This is a genomic window from Clostridium sp. DL1XJH146 (genome assembly GCF_054819755.1).
In genome coordinates, this window is record NZ_JBTVVN010000036.1 from 1 (window position 1) to 24,128 (window position 24,128).

21 protein-coding genes and 1 riboswitch are annotated in these 24,128 nt (G+C 29.3%); of the genes, 5 read left to right on the forward strand and 16 right to left on the reverse strand.

The genetic code is table 11. The features are described from left to right. Positions 1 to 146: 146 nt before the first annotated feature. The gene (map, locus tag ACVHXK_RS14665) at positions 147 to 1,013 is read right to left on the reverse strand and encodes a type I methionyl aminopeptidase (protein WP_461207158.1); all 867 of its coding nucleotides are present in this window, start codon (positions 1,011 to 1,013) and stop codon (positions 147 to 149) included. A 316-nt stretch (positions 1,014 to 1,329) separates the two neighbouring features. Between map and ACVHXK_RS14670 the strand changes: the two genes are divergently transcribed. Together ACVHXK_RS14670 and ilvA are read left to right on the forward strand one after the other, a co-directional pair. After that, positions 1,330 to 2,181, forward strand: coding sequence for a DegV family protein (locus ACVHXK_RS14670; RefSeq protein ID WP_461207159.1), 852 nt, complete (start codon positions 1,330 to 1,332; stop codon positions 2,179 to 2,181). 447 nt (positions 2,182 to 2,628) lie between these two features. After that, positions 2,629 to 3,867 carry a threonine ammonia-lyase gene (gene ilvA, locus ACVHXK_RS14675; RefSeq protein ID WP_461207160.1) on the forward strand — a complete coding sequence of 413 codons (1,239 nt, stop codon included), beginning with the start codon at positions 2,629 to 2,631 and terminating at the stop codon, positions 3,865 to 3,867. Between the two features lie 395 nt (positions 3,868 to 4,262). Here ilvA and ACVHXK_RS14680 read toward each other — a convergent pair whose 3' ends face one another. The 3 genes from ACVHXK_RS14680 to ACVHXK_RS14690 form a co-directional block, all read right to left on the reverse strand. Next, positions 4,263 to 5,138 (reverse strand): ABC transporter ATP-binding protein, encoded by an 876-nt coding sequence (locus ACVHXK_RS14680; RefSeq protein ID WP_461207161.1) that lies wholly within the window; start codon positions 5,136 to 5,138, stop codon positions 4,263 to 4,265. Then, on the reverse strand, positions 5,135 to 6,193 hold the full coding sequence (locus tag ACVHXK_RS14685; RefSeq protein WP_461207162.1) for a FecCD family ABC transporter permease: 1,059 nt from the start codon (positions 6,191 to 6,193) through the stop codon (positions 5,135 to 5,137). Before ACVHXK_RS14685 ends, ACVHXK_RS14680 begins: the two co-directional genes overlap by 4 nt. A 295-nt stretch (positions 6,194 to 6,488) precedes the next feature. Beyond that, the gene (locus ACVHXK_RS14690; protein WP_461207163.1) at positions 6,489 to 7,466 is read right to left on the reverse strand and encodes an ABC transporter substrate-binding protein; all 978 of its coding nucleotides are present in this window, start codon (positions 7,464 to 7,466) and stop codon (positions 6,489 to 6,491) included. Positions 7,467 to 7,889: 423 nt separating this feature from the next. Beyond that, positions 7,890 to 8,086, reverse strand: a riboswitch (cobalamin riboswitch). 265 nt (positions 8,087 to 8,351) lie between these two features. Between ACVHXK_RS14690 and ACVHXK_RS14695 the strand changes: the two genes are divergently transcribed. After that, the gene (locus tag ACVHXK_RS14695) at positions 8,352 to 8,687 is read left to right on the forward strand and encodes a PspC domain-containing protein (RefSeq protein WP_461207164.1); all 336 of its coding nucleotides are present in this window, start codon (positions 8,352 to 8,354) and stop codon (positions 8,685 to 8,687) included. Between the two features lie 191 nt (positions 8,688 to 8,878). On the opposite strand, the gene ACVHXK_RS14700 is transcribed toward ACVHXK_RS14695, so the two are convergent. Then, positions 8,879 to 9,007 (reverse strand): hypothetical protein, encoded by a 129-nt coding sequence (locus ACVHXK_RS14700; protein ID WP_461207165.1) that lies wholly within the window; start codon positions 9,005 to 9,007, stop codon positions 8,879 to 8,881. Between the two features lie 241 nt (positions 9,008 to 9,248). On the opposite strand from ACVHXK_RS14700, the gene rd reads away from it, so the two are divergent. Beyond that, positions 9,249 to 9,410 (forward strand): rubredoxin, encoded by a 162-nt coding sequence (gene rd, locus ACVHXK_RS14705; protein ID WP_461207166.1) that lies wholly within the window; start codon positions 9,249 to 9,251, stop codon positions 9,408 to 9,410. 45 nt (positions 9,411 to 9,455) lie between these two features. Here the strand turns inward: rd and ACVHXK_RS14710 are convergent, their stop codons facing one another. The 5 genes from ACVHXK_RS14710 to ACVHXK_RS14730 form a co-directional block, all read right to left on the reverse strand. Continuing rightward, positions 9,456 to 10,322, reverse strand: a complete 867-nt coding sequence (locus ACVHXK_RS14710) for a DMT family transporter (protein WP_461207167.1) — start codon at positions 10,320 to 10,322, stop codon at positions 9,456 to 9,458. A 35-nt stretch (positions 10,323 to 10,357) separates the two neighbouring features. Then, positions 10,358 to 11,758: a sensor histidine kinase gene (locus tag ACVHXK_RS14715; RefSeq protein WP_461207168.1), complete on the reverse strand. Its 1,401-nt coding sequence runs from the start codon at positions 11,756 to 11,758 to the stop codon at positions 10,358 to 10,360. After that, positions 11,751 to 12,452 carry a response regulator gene (locus ACVHXK_RS14720; protein ID WP_461207169.1) on the reverse strand — a complete coding sequence of 234 codons (702 nt, stop codon included), beginning with the start codon at positions 12,450 to 12,452 and terminating at the stop codon, positions 11,751 to 11,753. The genes ACVHXK_RS14715 and ACVHXK_RS14720 overlap by 8 nt, the downstream gene beginning before the upstream one ends. 218 nt (positions 12,453 to 12,670) lie before the next feature. Beyond that, positions 12,671 to 13,084: an SHOCT domain-containing protein gene (locus tag ACVHXK_RS14725; protein ID WP_461207170.1), complete on the reverse strand. Its 414-nt coding sequence runs from the start codon at positions 13,082 to 13,084 to the stop codon at positions 12,671 to 12,673. Between the two features lie 133 nt (positions 13,085 to 13,217). Further along, on the reverse strand, positions 13,218 to 13,514 hold the full coding sequence (locus ACVHXK_RS14730; RefSeq protein ID WP_461207171.1) for a DUF4339 domain-containing protein: 297 nt from the start codon (positions 13,512 to 13,514) through the stop codon (positions 13,218 to 13,220). 346 nt (positions 13,515 to 13,860) lie between these two features. On the opposite strand from ACVHXK_RS14730, the gene ACVHXK_RS14735 reads away from it, so the two are divergent. Further along, positions 13,861 to 14,286: a hypothetical protein gene (locus ACVHXK_RS14735; protein WP_461207172.1), complete on the forward strand. Its 426-nt coding sequence runs from the start codon at positions 13,861 to 13,863 to the stop codon at positions 14,284 to 14,286. 154 nt (positions 14,287 to 14,440) lie between these two features. Here ACVHXK_RS14735 and ACVHXK_RS14740 read toward each other — a convergent pair whose 3' ends face one another. The 6 genes from ACVHXK_RS14740 to ACVHXK_RS14765 all read right to left on the reverse strand — a co-directional run bounded on the left by ACVHXK_RS14740 (position 14,441) and on the right by ACVHXK_RS14765 (position 24,113). Then, the gene (locus tag ACVHXK_RS14740) at positions 14,441 to 16,213 is read right to left on the reverse strand and encodes a YcaO-like family protein (RefSeq protein WP_461207173.1); all 1,773 of its coding nucleotides are present in this window, start codon (positions 16,211 to 16,213) and stop codon (positions 14,441 to 14,443) included. Between the two features lie 395 nt (positions 16,214 to 16,608). Further along, positions 16,609 to 17,064, reverse strand: coding sequence for a MarR family winged helix-turn-helix transcriptional regulator (locus ACVHXK_RS14745; RefSeq protein WP_461207174.1), 456 nt, complete (start codon positions 17,062 to 17,064; stop codon positions 16,609 to 16,611). Positions 17,065 to 17,348: 284 nt separating this feature from the next. Further along, on the reverse strand, positions 17,349 to 18,725 hold the full coding sequence (locus tag ACVHXK_RS14750) for an MFS transporter (RefSeq protein WP_461207175.1): 1,377 nt from the start codon (positions 18,723 to 18,725) through the stop codon (positions 17,349 to 17,351). A gap of 24 nt (positions 18,726 to 18,749) precedes the next feature. Further along, positions 18,750 to 20,750 carry a glycoside hydrolase family 36 protein gene (locus ACVHXK_RS14755; RefSeq protein WP_461207176.1) on the reverse strand — a complete coding sequence of 667 codons (2,001 nt, stop codon included), beginning with the start codon at positions 20,748 to 20,750 and terminating at the stop codon, positions 18,750 to 18,752. A gap of 318 nt (positions 20,751 to 21,068) precedes the next feature. After that, positions 21,069 to 22,202: a CapA family protein gene (locus ACVHXK_RS14760; RefSeq protein WP_461207177.1), complete on the reverse strand. Its 1,134-nt coding sequence runs from the start codon at positions 22,200 to 22,202 to the stop codon at positions 21,069 to 21,071. A 219-nt stretch (positions 22,203 to 22,421) separates the two neighbouring features. Continuing rightward, the gene (locus ACVHXK_RS14765; protein ID WP_461207178.1) at positions 22,422 to 24,113 is read right to left on the reverse strand and encodes a diguanylate cyclase; all 1,692 of its coding nucleotides are present in this window, start codon (positions 24,111 to 24,113) and stop codon (positions 22,422 to 22,424) included. Positions 24,114 to 24,128 lie beyond the last annotated feature (15 nt).

Below are 24,128 nucleotides of genomic sequence, written 5' to 3' on the forward strand. Positions count from 1 at the left end.
AGCCCTTTGTGGCTCGTTTTTTCATTAAAAAAATAAAAAACTGAGGCTATCTCAGTTTTCTATTCTGAGACAGCCCCATCCTAAATTGTGCATTGTGCATTGTGCATTGTGCATTTTCTTTAAGCATTTTCTTTAAGCATTTTCTTTTAAGTAAGTATCTCATACCCTGTTTCTGTAACTACAAGAGTGTGTTCCCATTGTGCTGATAATTTTCCATCTGCTGTTACAGCTGTCCAATTATCTTTAAGAACTCTGCATCTGAAAGTTCCTTCATTAATCATAGGTTCTATTGTAAATATCATGCCTGGGACAAGTACCATACCTTCACCCTTTCTTCCAACATGATCAATAAAAGGATCTTCATGAAATTTCTTTCCTATACCATGACCACCATACTCTCTCACTACAGAATACCCTTTTGATACCGCATATTCATTAATAGCATATCCAATATCTCCAACAGTTGCAAAAGGTTTTACTTGCTCAATTCCTTTATATAAACATTCTTTTGCAATTTCTATAATTTCCTTACCTTTTTTATCCACATTTCCAACAAGGTACATTCTACTGGCATCTCCATAATATCCATCCAATATACTAGTTACATCTACATTTATTATATCTCCATCCTTTAATATTCTATCCTCGCTTGGAATACCATGGCAAACTACTTCATTAATTGATGTACAAACACTTTTAGGAAATCCAGAATAGTTTAATGGTGCTGGGATTGCTCCCTTTTCTATTGTTGTATTATGCACTAAAATGTTAATTTCTTCAGTTGAAACACCAGGTTTAATAATATTTCCAACTATATCAAGTACATCATGTGTAACTTTCCCTGCTTTTCTTACTCCTTCTATATCCTTAGCACTTAATAATAATCTTCTTGGTGGAACTAAATAACCTTCTTTACTTAATTTTATAAGTTTTTGATCTAATTCTAAGTGACACTTTTTATATTTTTGTCCACTACCACACCAACACAAATCATTCCTTGATAATTTTATCATTGTAACACCTTCTATTTATAATTTTTACTCAGTCTAGTTTTATTATATTTAACATTAGTGCAATTGTCCAATATTTTCATAATATTGCTTTGCTATCTACTAAATTTTCAAATCATCTGCTCCTATAGTAAAACAAATTGTCGCTACATATCTCTACATAAATTTTTGTAGTCTTTTTTTATCTTTTTTTCAAAATATTTGGCAAAATAAATAATTATAGTTTTTATTGTTATACTATCTATATAGACTATTGCAAACGAGATATTTATTTAAAATATTGTTCATATCAAAATATCATTTAGAGGAGGAATATAACTTGGAAAAAATAGCCTTAATAGCAGATAGTACCTGTGATCTTGAAAAAGCTCAAATTGAGCAATATGACATTAAAGTACTCCCACTGAAAATTATATATAAAAACAAAGAATACTTAGACAGGATAGAAATATCCCCACAAGAAGTTTATGATAATATTGAAACTGAAATACCTACTACTTCTCTACCATCGTTACAAGAAATAGATACACTTTTTAATAAATTAGAAGATGAGGGATATACTCATACCATATGCATTCATCTAAGTTCTAATATATCCGGAACTTATAACTCCGTTAAATTAATAGCCGATGAACATCCTAAATTGACAAGTACAGTATTTGATTCTAAATCTCTAACCCTTGGTACCGGTGCAATTGTATTAGCTTGCTCAGAATTAATTGAACAAAATAAATCCTATGAGGAAATAGTGAATAAATTACCATCTATCAAAGAAAAAATAAGCGTTTTTTACGTTGTAGATACCCTAAAATATCTAATAAAAGGTGGCAGGATTGGTAAGGTTTCTGGAACTTTAGGCAGCGTTTTAAATATAAAACCGATTATATCAATAAATGATGATGGAGTATATTACACTTATGATAAAATCCGTGGCAAAAAACATGCAACAAAAAAATTATTTGAAATTGCAGAGGAAAGATTAAAAAACTCTAAATCTAAAATATGGATAATGCATGGAGGCGCCGAAGCTGAAGGTAAATTACTTTTTGAAAAGATGAAAACTTTGCAAAATATTACTTCATTAAATTTCGGACAAATCAGCCCTGTTTTAGGAGTACATACCGGTCCTGGATTAATAGGATTTATAATTGCTGAAGAACCACTTTTTTAGAAAGATAATTAGCAATGCTTTTTAAATGATAATTAGCAATTTGCAATGTTCAATTTGCAATTGATGTTGATTTTCTTCCCTTTGGTCAGAAAATCTTTAATTATCTAATTAATTAAAAGATTTTGCGTAGCAAAATCATCGTTAATTGCTAATTGCTAATTGCTAATTGCTAATTGCTAATTGCTAATTGCAATTACTAATTACTAATTGCTAATTGCAAATTGTATTAAATCTTAACCAAAGGGGTTTATGCTTTTTATGCTGTCATTAAATCATGTAAAGGTTTGCCCTTGCTATATTAAAACAAGATTATTATAATATATTCTTTTTAGCAATAAACTTATATTTCAAGCAAAAATATAAACAAAATATATGATTGAAGATATACTTTCCTAGTGCTATTATTGAATTTATATATTTAATAACGCAATTTAGGGGGACGATTATATGCAATCGAATTTGGGGATAGAAAAGAAAAAGGAACTTATTTCTTGCGATGATATTAAATCTGCAACTGATAATTTAAAAGATGTAGTTATAAAAACAAATTTAATTTATTCACCTATTTTTTCAAAAGAAACTGGTAATGAAATATATCTTAAACCTGAAAATTTACAAGTAACAGGTTCTTTTAAAATAAGGGGAGCTTACAATAAAATATGTAATCTCAGCGAAGAGGAAAAAAAGAAAGGTGTAATTGCTTCTTCTGCCGGAAATCACTCTCAAGGTGTCGCTTATGCGGCATCAGCTCTAGGAGTTAAATCAACTATCGTTATGCCAAAAACCACTCCACTTATCAAAGTTTCTGCTACTAAAGGTTACGGTGCTAATGTAATTCTTCACGGAACTTGTTATGATGAAGCTTATACTGAAGCCCTGAGACTCCAAAAAGAAAATGACTTAGTATTTGTCCATCCTTTTGATGACAGAGAAGTAATTGCAGGACAGGGTACTATCTCAGGTGAGATTTTAGAAGACCTAGAGGACATAGATTACATCATCGCACCAATAGGTGGTGGTGGTCTAATAAGTGGTGTAGCATTTGCTGCTAAATGTTTAAAGCCATCAATCAAAATAATCGGAGTAGAACCCGATGGTGCAAAAGCTATGAAACAATCCGTTGAATGCAACTCAATTGTTCACCTCGAAAGAGTAAAAACAATTGCTGAGGGAGTTGCTGTTAAAAAACCAGGTGACTTACCTTTTAGTATTATTAAAGAATATGTTGATGAAATAGTAACTGTTTCTGATTACGACATAATGGAAGCATTTCTCCTGCTATTAGAAAAACACAAGATAGTTGCCGAAAACGCCGGTGCCTTATCTGTAGCAGCCTTAAAGAAAATAAACTTTAGTAATAAAAAAGTAGCCTGTATTATCAGTGGCGGAAATATTGATGTTGTAACCATTTCATCTCTTATTAATAGAGGACTTGTTTCCCGTGGTAGACTATTCTGCTTTACAGTGGAACTTCCTGATGTACCTGGAGAATTACTTAGAATATCAGAAATACTTTCTAATTTAGGTGCAAACATTATAAAACTCGACCATAACCAATTTAAAACTCATGATAGATTTATGCAAGTACAATTAGAAGTAACAGTGGAAACCAACGGACATAACCACGTAAATCAAATAATCGGTGATTTAGGCAGTGCTGGATATAATATTAAAAAAGTATATTAAGATCAAAAGAAAATAATTTAAAATCAAATGCACAATTCACAATGCACAATGCACAATTGCGGATGCTTCTCCTCATTCTTCGGAGAAGCTTTAATTTACAATTAAGATTTAAATCCTAATTGTTATTTATATCGTACTGATTTTATTTTTCTTATATCTTTATTTGATTTGTCTTTGTTTATTTTAATTGGTTTGATTTGTTTTAGATTGGTCATAAATCAGTTTTCATTATCTTTAATTGCTTCTGACTTTGCTTTTGACTTTTCTTTTGACTTTTCTTTTGACTTTTCTTTTGACTTTGCTTTTGACTTTGCTTTTGACTTTGCTTTTGACTTTTCTTTTGACTTTGCTTTTGACTTTGCTTCTAATAAATTAAAAGAAATATTTTAGCCCCGCTAAAATATTTCCTCCTTAATTGTGCATTGTGCATTGTGCATTGTGCATTTATTATTATTATTATTATTATTATCATTATTCATTGTTTTACTAATAGGTATAATATATGGTTTTCCAGTAACAGGATTCTCCAAAATATGTACATCTATATTATATATTTTAGTTATTATTTCTTTAGTAAGAACCTCTTTAGGATGACCTATCGCTTCTATCATACCATTATTTAACAATATAACTTTATTACTATATTGTACTGCAATATTAAGGTCATGAAGAACTACAACAATTGTTTTATTTTCTTTTTCATTTAATAGTTTTAAAGTATCCATAAGCTCTATTTGATGATTCATATCCAAATGCGATACGGGTTCATCTAATAATAAAATACTCGTTTCCTGAGTTAATGCCCTAGCAATAAGTACTCTTTGCATTTCTCCACCACTAATTTTACTAATACTTTTATCTTTCAAATTCCATACGTTAGTTTTAATCATAGCTTCTTTTGCAATATTAAAATCTTCTTTTTTCTCTCCTTCAAATCGATTTAAATAAGGTGTTCTACCCATCAAAACAACATCTAATACAGAAAATTCAAAATCAATATATGTATTTTGTGGCACAAGAGCCATTTTTCTTGCAATATCTTTTCTGTTAATTTTTATTACATCTTCATTCTCAATGAAAATGGTATCCTTCTTTGGAGTAATACTTTTAGAAATATTCTTCAATAATGTTGTTTTGCCAGAACCATTAGGCCCAATAATAGAGCAAAACTCTCCCTTTTCTATTTCAAATGAAATTTTATCTAATATGTTTTGATTCGAATAACTAAAAGAAAGGTTATCAATTAAAATATGACTATTTTTTATACTCATACATTTACCCCTTTATTTTTGTTTCTAATTAATAAATATATGAAAAAAGGAGCACCAAAAAGAGCTGTTATAGCACCCACGGGTATTTCTGTTGGAGGCATTGCAGACCTTGCTATAGTATCACAAATTATCATAAACATAGCACCACCAATAGCTGCTAAAGGTATCAATGCCCTATGATCTGGTCCCAAAGATATTCTTACCATATGTGGAATTATTAGACCTACAAATCCTATAATACCCGTAATAGAAACTGATACAGCTACCATTAATGAGGAAATTACAAGCAGCGTTTTTTTAACAAATTCAACATTTACACCTAATGAGTATGCTTGTTCTTCACCTGTTGTCATAACATTTAAATCCCTGGAAAAAGAATATATAATAATAGTCCCCAATATAGTGATTGGTAAAATTAAATAAACGTGTTTCCAAGCTGCTGTTGATACACTTCCCATAGTCCAAAAAATTATTTGGTCTACTCTATCCCTATTAAAAACCATTAATAGAGATATTAATGATGATGCAAAAAAACTCACAGAAATACCTGATAACAGTAGTGTAACAGTAGGAACTTTATTGCCAACTTTAGATATAGAATAAACTAATACAATTGTCATTAATGAACCAACAAAAGCTGAAAAAGTTATTATTCCCATCCCTAGAAATGAATAAGACCCACCTAAAATAATTGCTATAGTTGCACCTAATGCCCCTCCAGTAGAAACTCCTAAAACGTAAGGATCTGCCATAGGATTTTTGAAAATGCCTTGATACGCAGTGCCTACTACAGCTAAATTTGCTCCTACCAGTCCCGCTACTAGTATTCTTGGTAATCTTATATTTAAAACTATTTTCCTATAAACATCAGAAATAAGTGGATTTTCAATTTTTTTTCCTATGAAAGGAATTTTCTCAATTATAATATTCAAAGAGTCTATAAAACTAACTTCAGCAATCCCCATAGTTGCAGAAAAAATCACCAAAAAAAACAGACCAATTGTAAATATTAATAATATAAATCTATATTTCTTTTGTTTATCAAAATAACTCATAAAAACACCTACTTAATTCAATGCACATTTTAAATACAATGCACAATGCACAATTTACAATGCACAATTTAGGATGATTTTCTTCCCTTTGGTCAGAAAATCTTAAATTAATAAAACATATCCATTAAATCCATTAAAATTATTATGATTGATGATTTATCATCAATCATAATCTGTAAATAAGTTGAAAGAAATTTTTTAGCTCCGCTAAAAAATTTCCTCCTTAATTGTGCATTGTGCATTGTTCATTGTGCATTAATCTTTTATCTTCTATCTTCTATCTTTTGTCTCTTAATTAAAATGCTTCCGGATGAATCAATTTTGCCATTGCTTCTAGCCCGTCTATTAATCTTGGTCCTTGTCTATCAATCATATTGTTATCAATTTCAAGCAATTTCCCGTTAACAACTGCACTAAGGTCTTTGTATCCATCTGTTGCTTCGATGCCTGCTTTTGTATCAAAATACTGAGAGCAAATAATGATCTCAGGGTCTTTTTCAACTAACTTTTCTAAACTGTAGCCCCAACCTTCATCTTCAGCCGCTATATTTTCTCCACCGGCTGCCTCTATAATTGGGTGAATATATGTATCACCAGTAGCAGTAAAATCACCATATTGTCCAAACCCTACAACATAATATACAGATGGTTTTTCTAAATCTTTAACTTTAGCTACAACTTCATCATATTTTGTTTTCATTCCACTAACAATTTCTTCAGCTTCTACTTTTTTATTTACTACTTCTCCAACTTTGATTATCTCCTCATAAGCTCCATCAAAGTTCTGCTCTTCGCTTAATACAATAATTTTAAGACCTAACTCCTCAATTTGATCTACTACTTCTTTTGTCACTGGAGTAGATGCGATAACAACATCTGGATCTAATTCAACTATTCTTTCAACATTAGGTTCTGTTATACTTCCAATTGATTCAACCTCACTTATTTCAGTAGGAAAATCACAGTAATCAGTTCTACCTATTAGTTTGTCCTCAGCATCTAATGCAGCAACAATCTCAGTAATGTTAGGAGCTATAGATACAATAGTAGTTGGTTCTTCATCTATTGTAATTTCTCTATCAAAAGAATCCACAACAGTAAGTGGATACTGTGTTAAAACTTCCTCAGTACCTTCTTCACTTTCTACCGCCGCATCATTGCTAGCATTATTATTTGCACTATTGTTTTCAGACGCATTATTTCCACACGCTGATACTACAAATACCATCAATCCAACTAATAAAACAGATAAATAACTTTTAAATCTTTTCATTTAATACCCCTCCTGGTTTCTTTTGGCGCCATTCTAAAGTGTTATTCTTATTTAAAATTTTGTTTAAATAATAAATTTTAGTTTTTATTCTAATTAGCAATTTTCAATGTTCAATTAGCAATTATGGATGATTCTCTCCTATCGTCGAGAATCTATTAATCATTTAATTAATTCAAAGATTTTGCGCAGCAAAATCATCCATAACTGCACTCCGCACTCTGCACATTGCACATTTATATTAAAGCTAACCTTATTACTAAAACAAAACTATTAAAATGAACAATACTCCAAAATATAGCCTAATAATAACGTGGAGCTAGTTTTTACGTGAAAAAACAAAAACCGCCTATCAGGCAGTTTTTGTAGGATATTAATCTCTAATAGACATATAATATTCCACATAAACCTATCCTCGTAAGTTTTGTGTATACGATTTTTCAGGCAGGTCTCCTGACTTGGAATCATTGTGATATAACGCCTTCCCAAAAACTCAGTGGCCTTTTGTCTATCACTCTTCCTTACAGTGGCGGGACCGCATAGGACTTTCACCTATTTCCCTATTATCTGATTTTATAAAGATAATCCTTACATAAATCAGCACCTAAAAAAAGTATTCAATTCTCGTTAATAATATCAAACTTAGATATCTGTGTCAATAATTATAAACTAAATGACATTACACCACTTGTTAAATTAATTAATTTATAATAAACTATAATTGTATAGTATACTCTATAGAACTTAATTAAAAATATACAAATCTTCAATAAATAAATAAATAAGTTTTGCATATATAAGTACTATAGATACTATTATTAAATCGTAATAATATATTTTAACTAATATTATTTCTAAAATTGAAAACTAACCCTTGGAGGTGAAAAAATGAATAATATAAAATTATACAAATCGACTACTGACAAAAAACTCGCAGGTGTATGTGGCGGTTTAGCTGAAGTTCTTAATGTAGATCCTTCTATTATTAGAATCATTTGGGCTCTCGTATCATTTTTCTATGGTATAGGTATCGTCTTATATATAATTGCAGCTTTAGTATTACCAGAAGGAAAAGCTGATGGCTATAAGAGAACTAACAATACTTCAAACTATAACAATAATAACTCAAGCCAAAATAATCCTACTTACGAAAAAAAAGAAAGCCAAACAGCTCAAAATGTGAATTATAAAGAAGTTAATAGTTTTGATGATATTGAACAATAATCTTAGTACAATGCACAATGCTTTTTAAAAGATAAAACATAATTTGCAATGTTCAATTAGCAATTAGCAATTGTGGATGATTCTCTCCTATCGTCGAGAATCTTTAATTAATTTTTTAGTAGATTTTGCGCAGCAAAATCTTCCACAATTGCAAATTGCTAATTGCAAATTGCTAATTGTAATTTGGTTTTTCAGTCTTTTCTCTTATAATATTCCATAAATCTATAATATCCATATATCCCACATATAGTACCACAACCAAAGGAGACTAGTATAAATATAACGAAACTCCCTAGAGGCATAAAAAGTCTTACTCCCATTATAATCATAACTCCCTAAAAAATTCTCTACTATATACTATTAGATAAATAAAATAATAGCACCTATTTTATTTCATTGTTTTTTCCTATTATAAAACATTGTTTTTCTTTATTATATGACACTGTTTTTTTCTGTTATATGACATTATTTTCCCTTGATTTTTCTTGTATATTATATTATAATCTTGTTAATACTAATTTATGTTAATAAATATAAATTATCAATTAGGAGGAATTTTTTATGAAGTCATATGTTTGTACTGTATGTGGTTATGTTTACGATCCAGCTGTTGGTGATCCTGATAGTGGAATAGAACCAGGAACTGCTTTTGAAGATATTCCAGACGATTGGGTTTGTCCTTTATGTGGAGTAGGTAAAGACTTATTTGAAGTTGAAGAATAAAAAAATGAGCTATCATTTATTTTAAATGATAGCTCATTTTTTTATCTATTTTGTAGCTGAAGAGAGTTTTGTCGTTTTAATAAAAAGTGGGGCTAAACTTCTAAAACTTACAGCAATTAGAACAATAATACCTCCGATAATTGCAAAATGACCTGGTCTTTCCCCTAAAACCAAAAATACCCAAACAGGATTTAATACGGGCTCTAATATAGGTATTAAAACTGCATCAAGAGCAGATACCTTGTTTACTGCTTTAGTATATATAACATATGGCAATCCTATTTGAAAAAATCCTAAAATAATTAGTCCAAGTATACTTTTTAAATCTGGTATTTCTCCAAACATAAATGGCAATGTTATTATGAAAGCAATAATATTTCCCCAAAAAACTGTATTAACTTGCTCATTATCCTTGTCCTTTTGCATAAAAATAATCATAGATGCAAAGGTTATTCCACTTAATACTCCAAAGAAATTTCCTATTGAATTACCATAACTAAGGTCATCAATAAAGAACATAATTATCCCTGTAAATATTACAAACATACACACTATATCTGTTAAAGATATTTTTTCTTTCAAAAATATTGTTCCATAAATAAGAATATATATAGGTGCCGTATATTGTAATATTATTGCATTAGCTGAAAAAGTAATTTTCGTTGCAATCACAAAAAAGGTCAACGTTCCTGCATAAGAAAGACTTCCCCCAATCTTAACTTTATTAAAATTAGTAGTTGGTTTTTTAATGATAAATAAAATAAATATTGCTGCAAATAAACTCCTTGAACCAGCTATAGCTGCTGAATTCCAATTTACTAATTTTATTAACACTCCTCCACTACTCCATAAAATTGCAGTAATCAACAAGTATCCATTATACTTAATTCTCTCTTTCACCCCTGAATCCATCTTTTCAAATCCCCTTTTCTACACAATATAAAGTCCTAAAACTCTACCACAAACTTACTTCCTTTTCCCTCTTCACTTTCCACATAAATATTACCTTCTTGTGCCTCAACAAGGCTTTTAGTTATAGAAAGTCCTATTCCAGTTCCTCCTGTTTCTCTGCTTCTAGATTCGTCAGATCTATAAAATCTTTCAAAGATATATGGCAAATCTTCTTTACTTATACCAATTCCGTTATCTTCAACGCACAAAATTATTTTATCGTTCGAATTTTTAAGAACAATACTAATTATACCTCCATTGTCTGTATATCTCATCGAATTGGAAAGCAAATTATAGATTATTTGTTTTACTTTATCTTTATCTAAATTAGCAATAATATCCAACTGTAATCTTTTATCTATACTTATATTTTTTTCTCTAAACAATGGTGAAAACACTTCAATAATTCCTTCAACATATTTAGATAAATTAAATTTTTCTTTATTTAGATGCATTTGAGCTGATTCTAGCAGATAAATATCCTTTAACTTATCAGTCATCTTAGCTAATCTATCTACCTCTTCTTTGCAACTATTTAATTTTTCTTCATCTGGAGTCCATATCCCATCTATAAAAGCATCCAAGAAATTATTAATTATTGTAAGTGGCGTTTTTATTTCATGGACTAAATTTGAAGTTAATTTTTCTCTAAGATTCTTATCTTTTTCTAGGCTTTCTCCTAGAAAATTGATGGATTTTGACAAATCATAAATCTCTTTTGTGGAAGATGATTCATCTGCTTTAGTTTTATAATTACCCTCTTTTATTTTATGGGCTATTTGTGTCACGCTAATAATCGGCTTCGACAAGGACCTCGAAATAAAATAACTTAATACTATAGCTAAAAAAATAACTATTAATCCAGAAAAAATAAATGATTTTGCCATAGTTTCTTTAAATAAACTTACTTGTTCTGTATATTTAAAAGCGTCATAGTAACCTATTATTAACGTTGCTACTGCTTCATCATCGACAATTACACTAAAATTATTTTCTTCATAATTCATACTATTAGTAAGACTATCGATATGATGTCCTTTATCAATTTCACCCTTACTTTCAAGTATTTTGGTCTGCTGCCTATACATTAAAGATGGTTTATTTGTTGAAAATATTGATTCACCACCAGCATCTTTTATTTCAATGTATAAATCTTGTCCTTCTGCATAAGTCTTTAATTCACTATAATATTCCTCTATATCGCTAGATTCAAAAATGCCCTGAACTAATTGTTGAACTCTTTCCACCTTGTCTTCTTGCTCATAATCAAGATATTTATTAAACTGAGAACCCATTATGTAGTTTGCAATTGTAACTGAAATAAATACTGATATAAATACTAATATTATAAAGCTAAATGTGATTTTACTAGTTAGCGTTGTTTTAAATTTAATCATTGAAACCTCCAAATTTATAACCTGCACCATAGACTGTTAATATATATTTAGGTGCCTTAGAGTCCTCTTCAATTTTTTTTCTTAAATTTCTAATATGAGTATCAATACTTCTATCAAAACTTTCCACATTATCTCCCATTACTCTGTCTAGTAATTCTTCTCTTGTGAAAATCTTACCTGGATAAGCCGTCAATGCTTTTAATAATTTAAATTCGTAGGAAGTTAACTTTATAGGTTGCTTATTTTTTAGTACTTCTTGCTTTTCAAAGTCTATCTCTAATTCACCATTATTTATTATAAATTTTTCAGCCATCAACTTTACATCTTTATAATTTCTTCTTAATTGTACTTTTACTCTTGCAACAAGTTCCCTGGCACTAAAAGGCTTAGTTACATAGTCATCAGCCCCAATGGATAGTCCTTCTATTTTACTATCTTCGTTATTCTTTGCTGTTAGCATAATTATAGGAATATCTGATTTTGCTCTAATTTTACTGCAAACTTCTTCTCCAGAAAAATAAGGAAGCATCAAATCTAATATAAGCAAGTTAATATCTTCATTTTCAAATATTTCTAAAGCATCTTTACCATTATATGCTTTAAAAACATTATAACCATCTTTTAATAAATACGCTTCTATAGTATCAACGATTTTTTTCTCATCATCTACAATTAAAATATTGTAATTATCCATTAATATGGACCTCCTTTTTTATAGTTCACAGTGCACAGTTCATAGTTCATAGTTCACGGTTCATAATTAATAGTGCGCTGTTTATGTTGTTGTATTTAGATCTGTAAAATAAGAATAATTATACACTTAGTATATATTTTATTGATAAAATAAGCTAGACTATATATAAAAAAGCTAGCTTTTTTAAGAGCTAACTTTTTTTAAAATATAATTTTCAATTATTCACTATCATTAGTTTCAATGTTAGTATTATCTTTTTCAATATTGACTGTATTTTCTTCTTGTAGTTGGATCTCTTCTCCATTAAGAATTGCTTTTTTTCGAATATATTCTTCATCACTTATTTCACCATTAACATATCTATTGTTTAGTATACTAAGAGCAGAAGAATAATCTCTGTCGCTATTTTTATATTTATCTTCATGAACCTCACTTTTAATATTTTTACGTTTTTTTGCTTTTTTTACAATCACAATGATAGCAACTATAATAGCAATTGCAACCACTAAATGAACTATCATAAACAACCTTGAGGAACCACCCATTCCATATATCTGATGTGCTCCTGCTTTCATATTATCACCCGCAAATCCACTTCCCATTCTAGCTATTGTATTTGTTATGCCATTCATATTCTATTCCTCCTTTTTAATTAGATATCTAGCTTCTGTAATTGTTTTTGTAATTACTTTTACTATAACTTGATGATACTACTGAATTATCAAGGAATTATTAAGAAGGATAAACAGGTTGTATTTTTTATTTCTATAAAATTTTTAAACCCACTATTAATATCATTATTAAAACTATTACTAAAAATATTATAATAACATTTTTCTTATTGTCTTTTTTAACTACACTTAAAGCTTTTAGTTCTTTTGGAATATTTACTACTTTTATAAATGTATGAATCTTATGTGAAGGGAGCCAAGCATCCATACCATCCTTCCATAGCAAAGTATGATATTCTATTTTTCCTTCCTGCAAAAAATCTTTAATCTCCTCAGCACAAAACGGTCCAACTTTTTCTTCATTTAAGTAATAAAACCATTTTTTCTCCACTCTTCAACACCTCAACATAGTATATTAGTTTATATTAAATATATTCTTTATTTGTGTTTAATTTCCTTTGTCGTAATAAATATACTTTTGTCGTGTCTTTGTTAACTTTTTGTTAACTTTTCTTAGCTCTTTTAATACTGTTGAATTCCAAATTCAAATTACTTGTCTTTTAATCTTTCAACTTCAATCTTCACTTTGCACTCTTTTTTCATTATAAAAACCAAGCCCATTTAGTAAAATATTTACATTATTTAAAAACACTGCTTGATTTAAAAGTCTAGTAACATTGTTTATGCATATACATAGAATGTATAGTGTATTTAATAATTTTTATGAGGTGAACAATTTGAAGGCTTATTCAGTGAAATCTGAAGACGCAAAGAAAAGTATGAAGTCTATGAAAACTATGTATCCAATGTGTTCAATGGACAATATGGGTTCAATGCAATCTATGCAATCTATGAGTACTATGTGTGCTATAGCTGCAATGTGTGCTATGCAAGCAATGTACTGTATGCAACCTGAACCTTATACTATGAAACCTATGAAAGAAATGAAAGGTATGCCTGGTATGCAAGGTATACCAGGAATGCAAACTATGCAGGGTATGCAAGGAATGCAGGGAATGCAGGGCATGCAGGGCATGCAGGGAATGCAGGGGATACAAGGTATGCAAGGTATGCCTGGTATGAAACCAATGAATCCAATGTGTCCTATGAACTACATGGATTTTATGGATGATGATTTAGATTCTGACTCTGATGATGATTAACTAAAGAAAATAACTCGTCCTAAAAATATGAACTAGTTTTCTGTCCACCTTTTATTACATAGAGGAAAATAAAAATACACTTCCCCTTGTAATAAAAAACTCCCGGAATATATCTTTCGGGAGTTTAATCTTTATAAAGTTCTAAATATATCCTCTATACCATAGCGCTTTTTAATATTCTATATATACTTACTGTTTTAGAATGTTTACATGAATTTTTCAAAGAACAATTTTTACAATCAAAACAATTAATGGAACCATAGTATCCAAGCAATCTTTTTTTATCATAAGTAAGGTTAATAATAGTATCTACAATATAAATTGGATAAAAAAAACTTAATCTTTTCTTAACTTCTTCGCTAGCTATTTTTTCATCTTTCATAAATAAGCAATCCCTTAAACATTTGAAAAAAATATTATCCACCCTATCAAATCCTATTGTTTCCATATAAGATAAGAACTTTTCAACTTCCTGTCCAGCTTTATAGTATTCCTTTATTTCATAAAAAAGACATGCTTTATAAAGCGCAATATTAGTATAATACCATGGAAAATCTTTTTTTATAGGTATACTTAGTAAAGTTGTCACACTTCCACCTACACCAAACTTATTTTCATTCAAAATTAGTATTAATTTTCTTATTTCTTCCTCACTTAACTTATTGCCTTTTCTGATAAATCTTTTAATTTGGTTATACTGAACATAATCTGCTATTGACTCTACATCATAAAAATCATCAACATCACTGAGACCAGGAATTATAATATGATATGCTGGAAAATTTAAAAACGAAACATCTCTTACTAATATTTTATATCCTAATATATTTATTAAATGGATTAAATATTTTAATATTTCTTTATTTGAACTAAATTTCCTTTTCTTAATATCATTGAATTTATAAGAATAGTTTTCACTAAAAAAATCATCGGGATATACTCCACATCCATTTTCTAAAATTCTAATCATATTGTCTTTAACTTTAGTTATTTTCTCGTTATAAAAAAATTCACTCATGCCCATCATATTAGTTATTTCTTGTCCCTGCAATAGTTCATTTAATGTCCTATCTAAGGCTGTTTCAATCACTGGATGTGCACCAAATTTTACAAAATATTGCCCTTTACTATAATCTATAAGTGTAACTGATACAACAGGGTAATCATAACCCAAAGAACAATCTTTTATGATAATCTTGTAACTACCTATGGACTCAATTCTCTTGATTTTATTGTAAATGCTTGTGAATTTTTTCAAATATTCTCGTGAGATTTCAGGAGGATTAATTTTGTTTAAAACAACTTCTTTATTAACCTTTCGCTCAAATATTTCACAAATTCCTTGAACTAAAGCCTCTTCCCTAGAGTTCCCTGCACACATACCATTTGACATATACATTTTACAGGCCATTTTAATTGGAATATATGAAATTTTACCTGTTTTAATATTTTTATAAGGAATTGCAATAAAATCCTTATGCACCTTCTCATAGGAAACTTCTCTCCATATTTGCGCTACTTCATAAAATTTCGAATTATTTTTTTCTTTATAAAATTGAAGCCATTCATTATTTGCATACATTTCATCTATTGTAAAATGTTTTTCATCAGGAGAATAGAAAAACCCACAATACTTATAGTCTTCACTACTCATATCATAAGAAAATCTAAAATACGTCATATTTTGCAGTCTTTCCATCAACTCTCCATAGCCCGAAGCTAAAGCATACTCACTGGTAGTTCCTTTTCCATTAGAACTAATATCTGTACCTATTATTCTTACAGTAACAGAGTGAAACCCTCTCACTGAATTCTTCCAATTCTCCTCTTTTGTTAAAATATTTAAATTTCCTAAGATATTTCTTATTCTATTAATAGTATTTAAAGGACTTTCATCTTTAAATTTCATCAATTCTAAATCATACATATTATCCTCCGAATAAAAATAATCATCTTAATATTTATATTATTTATTGTTTTAGAAAATACGTGGTAGTTCAAAGGATAGTGATTTAAAGAGAAATGCACAATGTACAATGCACAATGCACAATTATGGATGATTTTGCTTACGCAAAATCTTTATTTAAGTTTAAAAAATAAATACATAAAATTAAAACATTAGATAACATCAGATAAATAAAAATTTAAAGCATTAATTTTTTTTTGATTTGCTTTTGATTTGCTTTTGATTTGCTTTTGATTTGCTTTTGAATTAGATTTTTCTAAAAAAAAAAGAAATATTTTAGCTCCGCTAAAATATTTCCTCCTAAATTGTGCATTGTGCATTGTGCATTATGTATGATCTGTGCATTGCTCCAAAACTATTTCCTTGCTTTTTCCATTACTTCAATGACTTTATTCATTGCCTTCGCTGCCTCTTCTAGTTCCTGTTCTTCAATTTCACCAAAAATATTAATTAACGCCTTGGCATATGCTTCATTCATTTTTTTTGTATATTGCCTACCAGCCTCTGTAATTTTAATCCAAATTTTTCTTTTATCTTCTAGATCTTTTTCTTTGTATATATATCCATTTTTCTCAAGGTCTCTTACTAATGTAGTAATACTTCCCTTCTTCATTTCAAGATATTTTGCAATATCACTAGAAATCATGCCATCATTTTCTTCTATCATGAAAAGTGCTCTATTTCTATTCCTACTAAATAACCCCTGTTCACTACCCTTTTTTGTGTATTCACAAGACAAATTATAATGCCAAGCGTTTTCAAATAGATATATATTTCTAGCAAAACTCTCAAGGGCCCTTTCTTTTGTCATATTAAATTCTTCCTTTCTTATTTACCTTTTTACCTTAATATGCAATGCTTTATTGAAGATAATGTGCAATTTGTAATGCTTTATTGAAGATAATGTGCAATTTGTAATGTGCAATGTGCAATTTGCAATTTGCAATTGTGGATGATTTTCTTCCCGTTGGTCAGAAAATCTTTAATTATTTAATTAGTTCAAAGATTTTGCGTAGCAAAATCATCATTAATTGCAAATTGCTAATTGCTAATTGCTAATTGCTAATTTCAAATTGCTAATTTAATTATAAAAAATTATTGTTGTTCTTTATTATTTGCATTTTCAGCTACTGCTTGAAGTACTTCTTTCTCATTGTATTTGAGGAATAACAACATTGCGATGAGGCATATGACAGCTGCAAAAATTGCACTTAATCTAATTCCTAAATCATCTCCTACATCCCTACCAAGCAAAAGCATAGAAGTGAAAACTAACATTGCTAGCATTTGTCCTATCTTACTCATAAAGGTACGTACTCCATAAAACATAGCCTCTCTTCTAACACCAGTTTTGTGAGCATCCGCATCAGCAATATCTGCAATAACTGCATTAGGTAAAATTCCGAATATAGCCATAGGAATACCAGCTAAAACAATTAATATATAAGCTTGTATCTCACTTGCTATTCCAAAGTTACCAAGAAAGCTAGTAAATAAATAAGTGATTACAAATGCTACAAAAGCTGCAATCATCATATTCTTTTTACCAAATTTCTTTGCTAATATATTTACAGGTATATAACATGCGAAAGAAAAAAGCCCTGTAAACACTGTCATTGTAGCAGTCCAAGTAGTCGGCAACTGTAATAATACCGTTATATAGTATACAAGCCCTGTTTGATATACTGTAATAGCAAGCCAATATGCTAAATCAGAAGCAGAAAAATACAAGAAGTTTTTATTACTAAAAGTTGCCTTCATAGATTGTAAAACTGGAATATTTGAAGGTTCACTATCTGAGTATTTTTTCTCATCTATCATCCAAACAGGTATTAGCATCAAGATCATACCAATAAATGATAAAATTATAAATGTAATTCTCATAGAAGCAACTAGCGAATATCCCTTACCTTCAAATATAGGCCATATACTAGATGCTGATGACGCAATTGCAAACCCTATAAACCAAGTTGCTGATATATAAGTTGATAAATTTAGTTTTTCATCTGGAGTATGTCCTAATTCAGAAATCAATGCAAAATATGGTGTTACATAAAATGTAAAAGCAATATACAATAATATAAGTGTTATAAATAACCATACAACATTTAATGAATTAATCCCACTAACAGGTGGACAAAATACCAAAACTGTTAATACAGAAAAAGGTATTGCCGCTCTTCCCATAAAAGGGATTCTTCGTCCTCTTGGATTTTTTGACTTATCACTTAAAGTAGCAATAACAGGATCTGTTACAGCATCTACTAATCTACCTACCATTGTAATTATTCCTATTACAGTTAAAACACCAAGTACTGCACCCTGTGGAATATAAACATCTGTGATTCCTGAATCTGCTGTCGGAAAATAAAACCACACCAACCAAACTGTCATCAAACCTAAATTTAATGACCAACCTAATTGTCCAAGTGCATAAGCCAATTTTTTACTTAACGGTAAACTTTCTTTCATAATAATTCCCCCCTGTTTTGTTTATCAAATAGTACAATTAAAAATATAATACTCTTCTTTCTTTATTCCTGTAATTTCTTCACCATTAACTTTTATTTCTTCATAGCCCTTACTGATTAAAATTACTTCTGCCTTTAACTGAAAAGAAGCCTTCTTTATTATTTCTACAATATTCCCATTGACTTCAAATTTATTAATTTCAAATTTAGGGAATAAGTGCCCTTTTGTTCCTGCAATTGTTATTTGTGAATCATCTAAAACAATTTTCACAAATTGTTTTGATTCATAAGGATTTAGTATAATCTCACTATTACCATTTACAATCAATGAACTTTCTTCTTTGCAAAAATATAACCCTTTATCTAAAATTAAGCTTTTTTTATCATCAGATAAATTAGAATATAGAACATATTGATTTTCTTCTATACTATAGCTAATACTATATAATTCATCATCACAGAGAATATTACTTACTTTAGCTGCTGCTTTAGGGAACATTGATTTTAAAAGAAGCATCTGATCCTCTGAATACTTGCTGACATCATCTGAAAAGAATACTAATCCTCCTAGCAAATTATTTAATAAAAATAGTGTTTCTTTTTGTATTTGGGTAAGCTTATTATTTTCATCTCGTAATATAAATACATCAGGATCATTTAAAAAGAATTTCTCATTAAATTTATTTCTCCAAATGGTATTATGCAAAGACGCATGTGTTGAAACTCTTTCTTTATAATTCAATTTTTTTAATTTTTCATCTTCCCAATAAAGAGCAACATCTGCCCCAATCCTACAATAATCTACCTTGTTAAAGGATGCTCCTAGTGGAACTCCGCAGCCTAAGATAATCTTATCACCAACTAATTCTCTTAAAAAATCCATAGCTTCGTACATTACCATACCCCTGCTTTTACCTTTTTGCGGTATAATAGCAACTGCATATAGGAAATCAAGTTTTACCATATCGAATTTCCATTCATCCAATACCAGTTTAAATACATCCTTTAAATACTCTCTTACTTCTTCATTGTAAATGTCTAGAGCATAAAACTTTCCACTCCACAAAGGAGTCCATCCCGCTTGTACCAATTTACCCTTGTTATCTTTTAATATCCAATCTTTATGCTCTCTATAGATATCAGATTTTTTTTCACAAACAAAAGGAGCTAACCAAAGACCTGCCTTATAACCTTTTTCGTGGATCTCATCAGAAATTTTCCCCATTCCATCAGGAAATTTTTCATTAGTTTCTAACCAATCCCCCACTGATTTTTGATACCCATCATCAATTTGGTAAATATCCATTTTTATATTTTCTTTGCTTATATTTTCTAGATTATTTAAAATTATTTCCTCGGTAATATCTCTATAATAGTTATACCAAGATGTCCACCCAGTACATTGGTCTGCGACTTTTTCTTTATATCCATGAAGTTTGCAATAATGTTCAAAGACTTCATTTTTATCTCCAACACTATGATATACTTTCATAATTTCTATTTTCTCAGCTATAAGAGTATCCTCAACATCTATTTCAAGACTTACTTGATTTTTATTTAAATCTACATAAAAAATATTATAGCCATATTTCTCATTTAATCCTCCAAAGAATACTGTTTCTTTATTATCAGTAAGCATGGCAAATAAATGAGAATGAAGTTTCCCCTCTTTACCTGAATAATTTGCAAAAGGATAGTCTCCATAATTGTTCATTAAAGGCTTCAAAATAGGATTTAATCCCTTCATTTTTCCATTCATATCTAATTGCTGTGTCTCAGACCAAGATTGATACCCATTTGTAATCATTTTTTTACCCCAAACATCTATACCAAAACTAACGACCATTTTTTTCATTTGCACTTTATCTTTAGGATTAATAAAACCACTTAATACAATACCCATTGATTCTTCTTTTTCTATAAGCGAAAATGAAAGCTCATCATTTTCAAATTCTCTTGTATTAAAATTTAACTTCTTAACTTTATTATCTTTCATATACGCTAGTTGAACATTTAATAATTTCATAAAAGCCCCCCTCTAGATACTTGGTTAGATTTCTAACCTATTAATTACATTTTATCACATTCAAAGCTAATGTCAACGTTTAAATAGCACTTTGTTTGAATAATAATGTGCTATTTTCAATTAGCAATTTTCAATTAGCAATTTTCAATTTGCAATTAATGATAATTTTGCTACGCAAAATTTTTAATTAATTCAAAGATTTTCTGACCAAAAGGAAGAAAATCATCCACAATTGCAAATTTCACATTGCACATTGCAAATTATGTTTTAAAAAACATTGCAAATTATGTTTTAAAAAAACAGGCCTATGCCTGTTTTTTATTTTATTGCTAATTCTTCAATTTTAGTCATTACTCTTTCTTTTTCAGCTCCTTCAAGTGGTGTTGGCTGATAGTTGTTTCTATTAGAAACTGACGATATAGAACATGGTATTATTTCATTATCACTATCTACTACCAATTCACCGTCTTCAAAGGTAAATTTTTGTTTGTATATAAATGTGTCTTTATCTGATGGATTTTTGTTTCCACCAAAGCAGAAATTACCAAAACTGTAGATTATATTCTTATCTTTATACACTTCAATCCCCTGAACTACATGTGGATGATGTCCTAGTATCAAATCAGCTCCAGAATCTATTGCATAGTGAGCTAAATTCTTTTGTACATCGTAAGGATAGTATTCTCTTTCTATTCCCCAATGGAAACTAGCTATTACTAAGCTAGCACCTTGGTCTTTCAAACTTTGAATATCCTCTTTTATATTATTTCTAAGCTCATTTGTATCAGAAAATCCTGTGTACCCAACTAGTCCAACTTTTATATCATTAACGTCAATCAAACTAACATTTCCATTACCAAAATACTCAACATCAGCTTCTTCTAATGTTGCCACTGTATCCTGATACCCTTTATCTAAATAATCATAAATATGATTATTTGCAATGTTAACAGCTTCTATATTCCCTTCTTTTAAAATGTTAACATAATGAGGTGGTGCTTTAAATTTAAACTTTTTGTCAGCAGTTTGAGTTGCTTCTGTGAAAGTTCCTTCTAAATTTACTATTGTTAAGTCATCATCCTCAAAAATAGATTTTACATTTTTGAAAAAATAAGAATAATCCTGCTGCGCGTTGTACTCATTAATAAAACTTGCACCTGATGAGTAATTTAAATCAGTTCCTAGAGTACAATCTCCTGCAGCTGAAATTGTTATCTGCTGTATTTCACTTACATCATTTTCTTTTGCCGACTCATCATCCATTTTTGCATAATCTTCATTGTTTAAATTCCCATCATCAGTAACATCTTCTGATTTAGACTCTTCTGAATTAGACTCTTCAAAATTAGCTTCCTCAACAGAATTGTTCAAGTGCTTAGTAGAATTATTATTGCTACATGCCGTTATAAAAACTAAACTAAATAAAGTTGCTATTAATAATCTTTTTTTCATAATATCACCTTATTCTCAATATTTTTTGTCCTATTTTTATAATAACATAAAATAAGTTCATAATTTGTATTTTTTTCTTTTTTACTATCTAAGTTTAAATCCTGAGATTCTCTTTATATTTTCATAAACAAAAACCCCGTATTATTTAGAAAAAAATAATACAGGGTTCATAATTAATCATTATTAACGAAATTATTTGTTAATATCTCAATAAAAACACTAAAAATCAATATTATCTTTATTTTCTTTTATGACTTCAATAAAAATTGCCGTAAGTTCAGGGTCAAATTGACTGCCACTACATTTTTCAAGCTCTTCTATAGCTTCTAAATGAGTTTTTCTCTTATTATAAGGTCTGTTTGAAGTCATAGCGTCAAAACTATCTACTACTGTCAACGCTCTTGCTAGATACGGTATGTTTTCTCCCTTAAGGCCACCTGGATATCCATTGCCATCATATCTTTCATGATGGTATATTATCATTGGAATAATATCATTAAGAGATTTAACAGGTTTTATAATATCTCCCCCACTTGCTGAATGTCCCTTAAGCATCTCCCATTCTTCTTTAGTTAAAGGCATTTTCTTAATCAATACTTCTTTAGGTATATTAATCTTACCTATATCATGCATATAAGCCCCATATATAAAATTCTTCTTTTCTTCTTCACTGAAGTTGAGTTTATCTGCTAACAGCTTGCAGTAAAATACAACTCTCTCAACGTGTCCATATGTATATCTATCCTTTGCATTAATTACGCTAATTAATGTTTTTATAGATGTAATCAAATCGATATGTTCTTCATCTATGTCTTTTTTCAATTCATCAAGAATCGAAGTATAAGTTTCTATCCTATTTTTATTAAAGAACTTAGCCTTATATAAAGCATCATCGGCACTTTTTATAAGTTCAATTTCATCCTTAGCTTTTTCTGGAAAAACTGAAACACCCATAGAAACGGTAATTTTCCCGTTAGGCTGATTCTCTTCTCCTTCAAAATATGTATCTTCTATTTTTTTTCGTATTCTCTCTGCTATTTCCATGGCTTCATTCTCAAAAGTATTTGGCAAAAGTATTGCAAATTCTTCTCCACCATATCTTGCTACTATATCATTTTCTCTTGCAAAATTTTTAAGTAAACTTCCAATTATTCTAAGTACATCATCTCCACATTGATGACCATAAAGATCATTATAATGTTTAAAATAATCTATATCAATGAATATCATAGACATTGAAGTATTTTCTTCTCTGCATGATTTTATTTTCGCTTTTAAAGCATCTTGAAAAAATCTATGAGTATAAACGGCTGTTAACCCATCCACATTTGCTATATTTTTAAGCTCTTCGATATGTTCATTTGCAATTTTTACATAGAAACCTAAGGGCCAAGCAGTAAGAATAAAAACTCCCGCTAAAATCAAATCGTTTTGAAAATACAGGTTTACATCTCCATTTGCTCCATAAAAAAGGTCCATTACTAAAACTGAAAATGAAGATATACCAGCTAAAATCATGCCCTGCTTCATACCCGCTTGAATTGTAGTAGTTATAATGATAAATAAAAATAGAAATTTGAATTTACTTTCATTTGCTCCTGAGATAAGTACAACTATAAACATTAATAAAAGTAATACTAAATTTTCTACTATCTGTGCATAATAAATATTTTTGTTGCTAAATTTGTTTATGGCTGAAAACGCCCAGGTAAAGTATATTAAAGTTAGTATTAATATACTAGAAATAATTAATTCCATATAAAAAAGTATATTATTCGATTCAGATATTAACTGGTTATTCTTTAAAAACCATTCCCAAACTGCTATTCCACAGAACAACAATGAAGATAATTTAACTACTGACAGTATTTCATTTATTTGTTTTCTTTTGTTAAATTCCATTTTATTCATAGCTTCACTACCTTA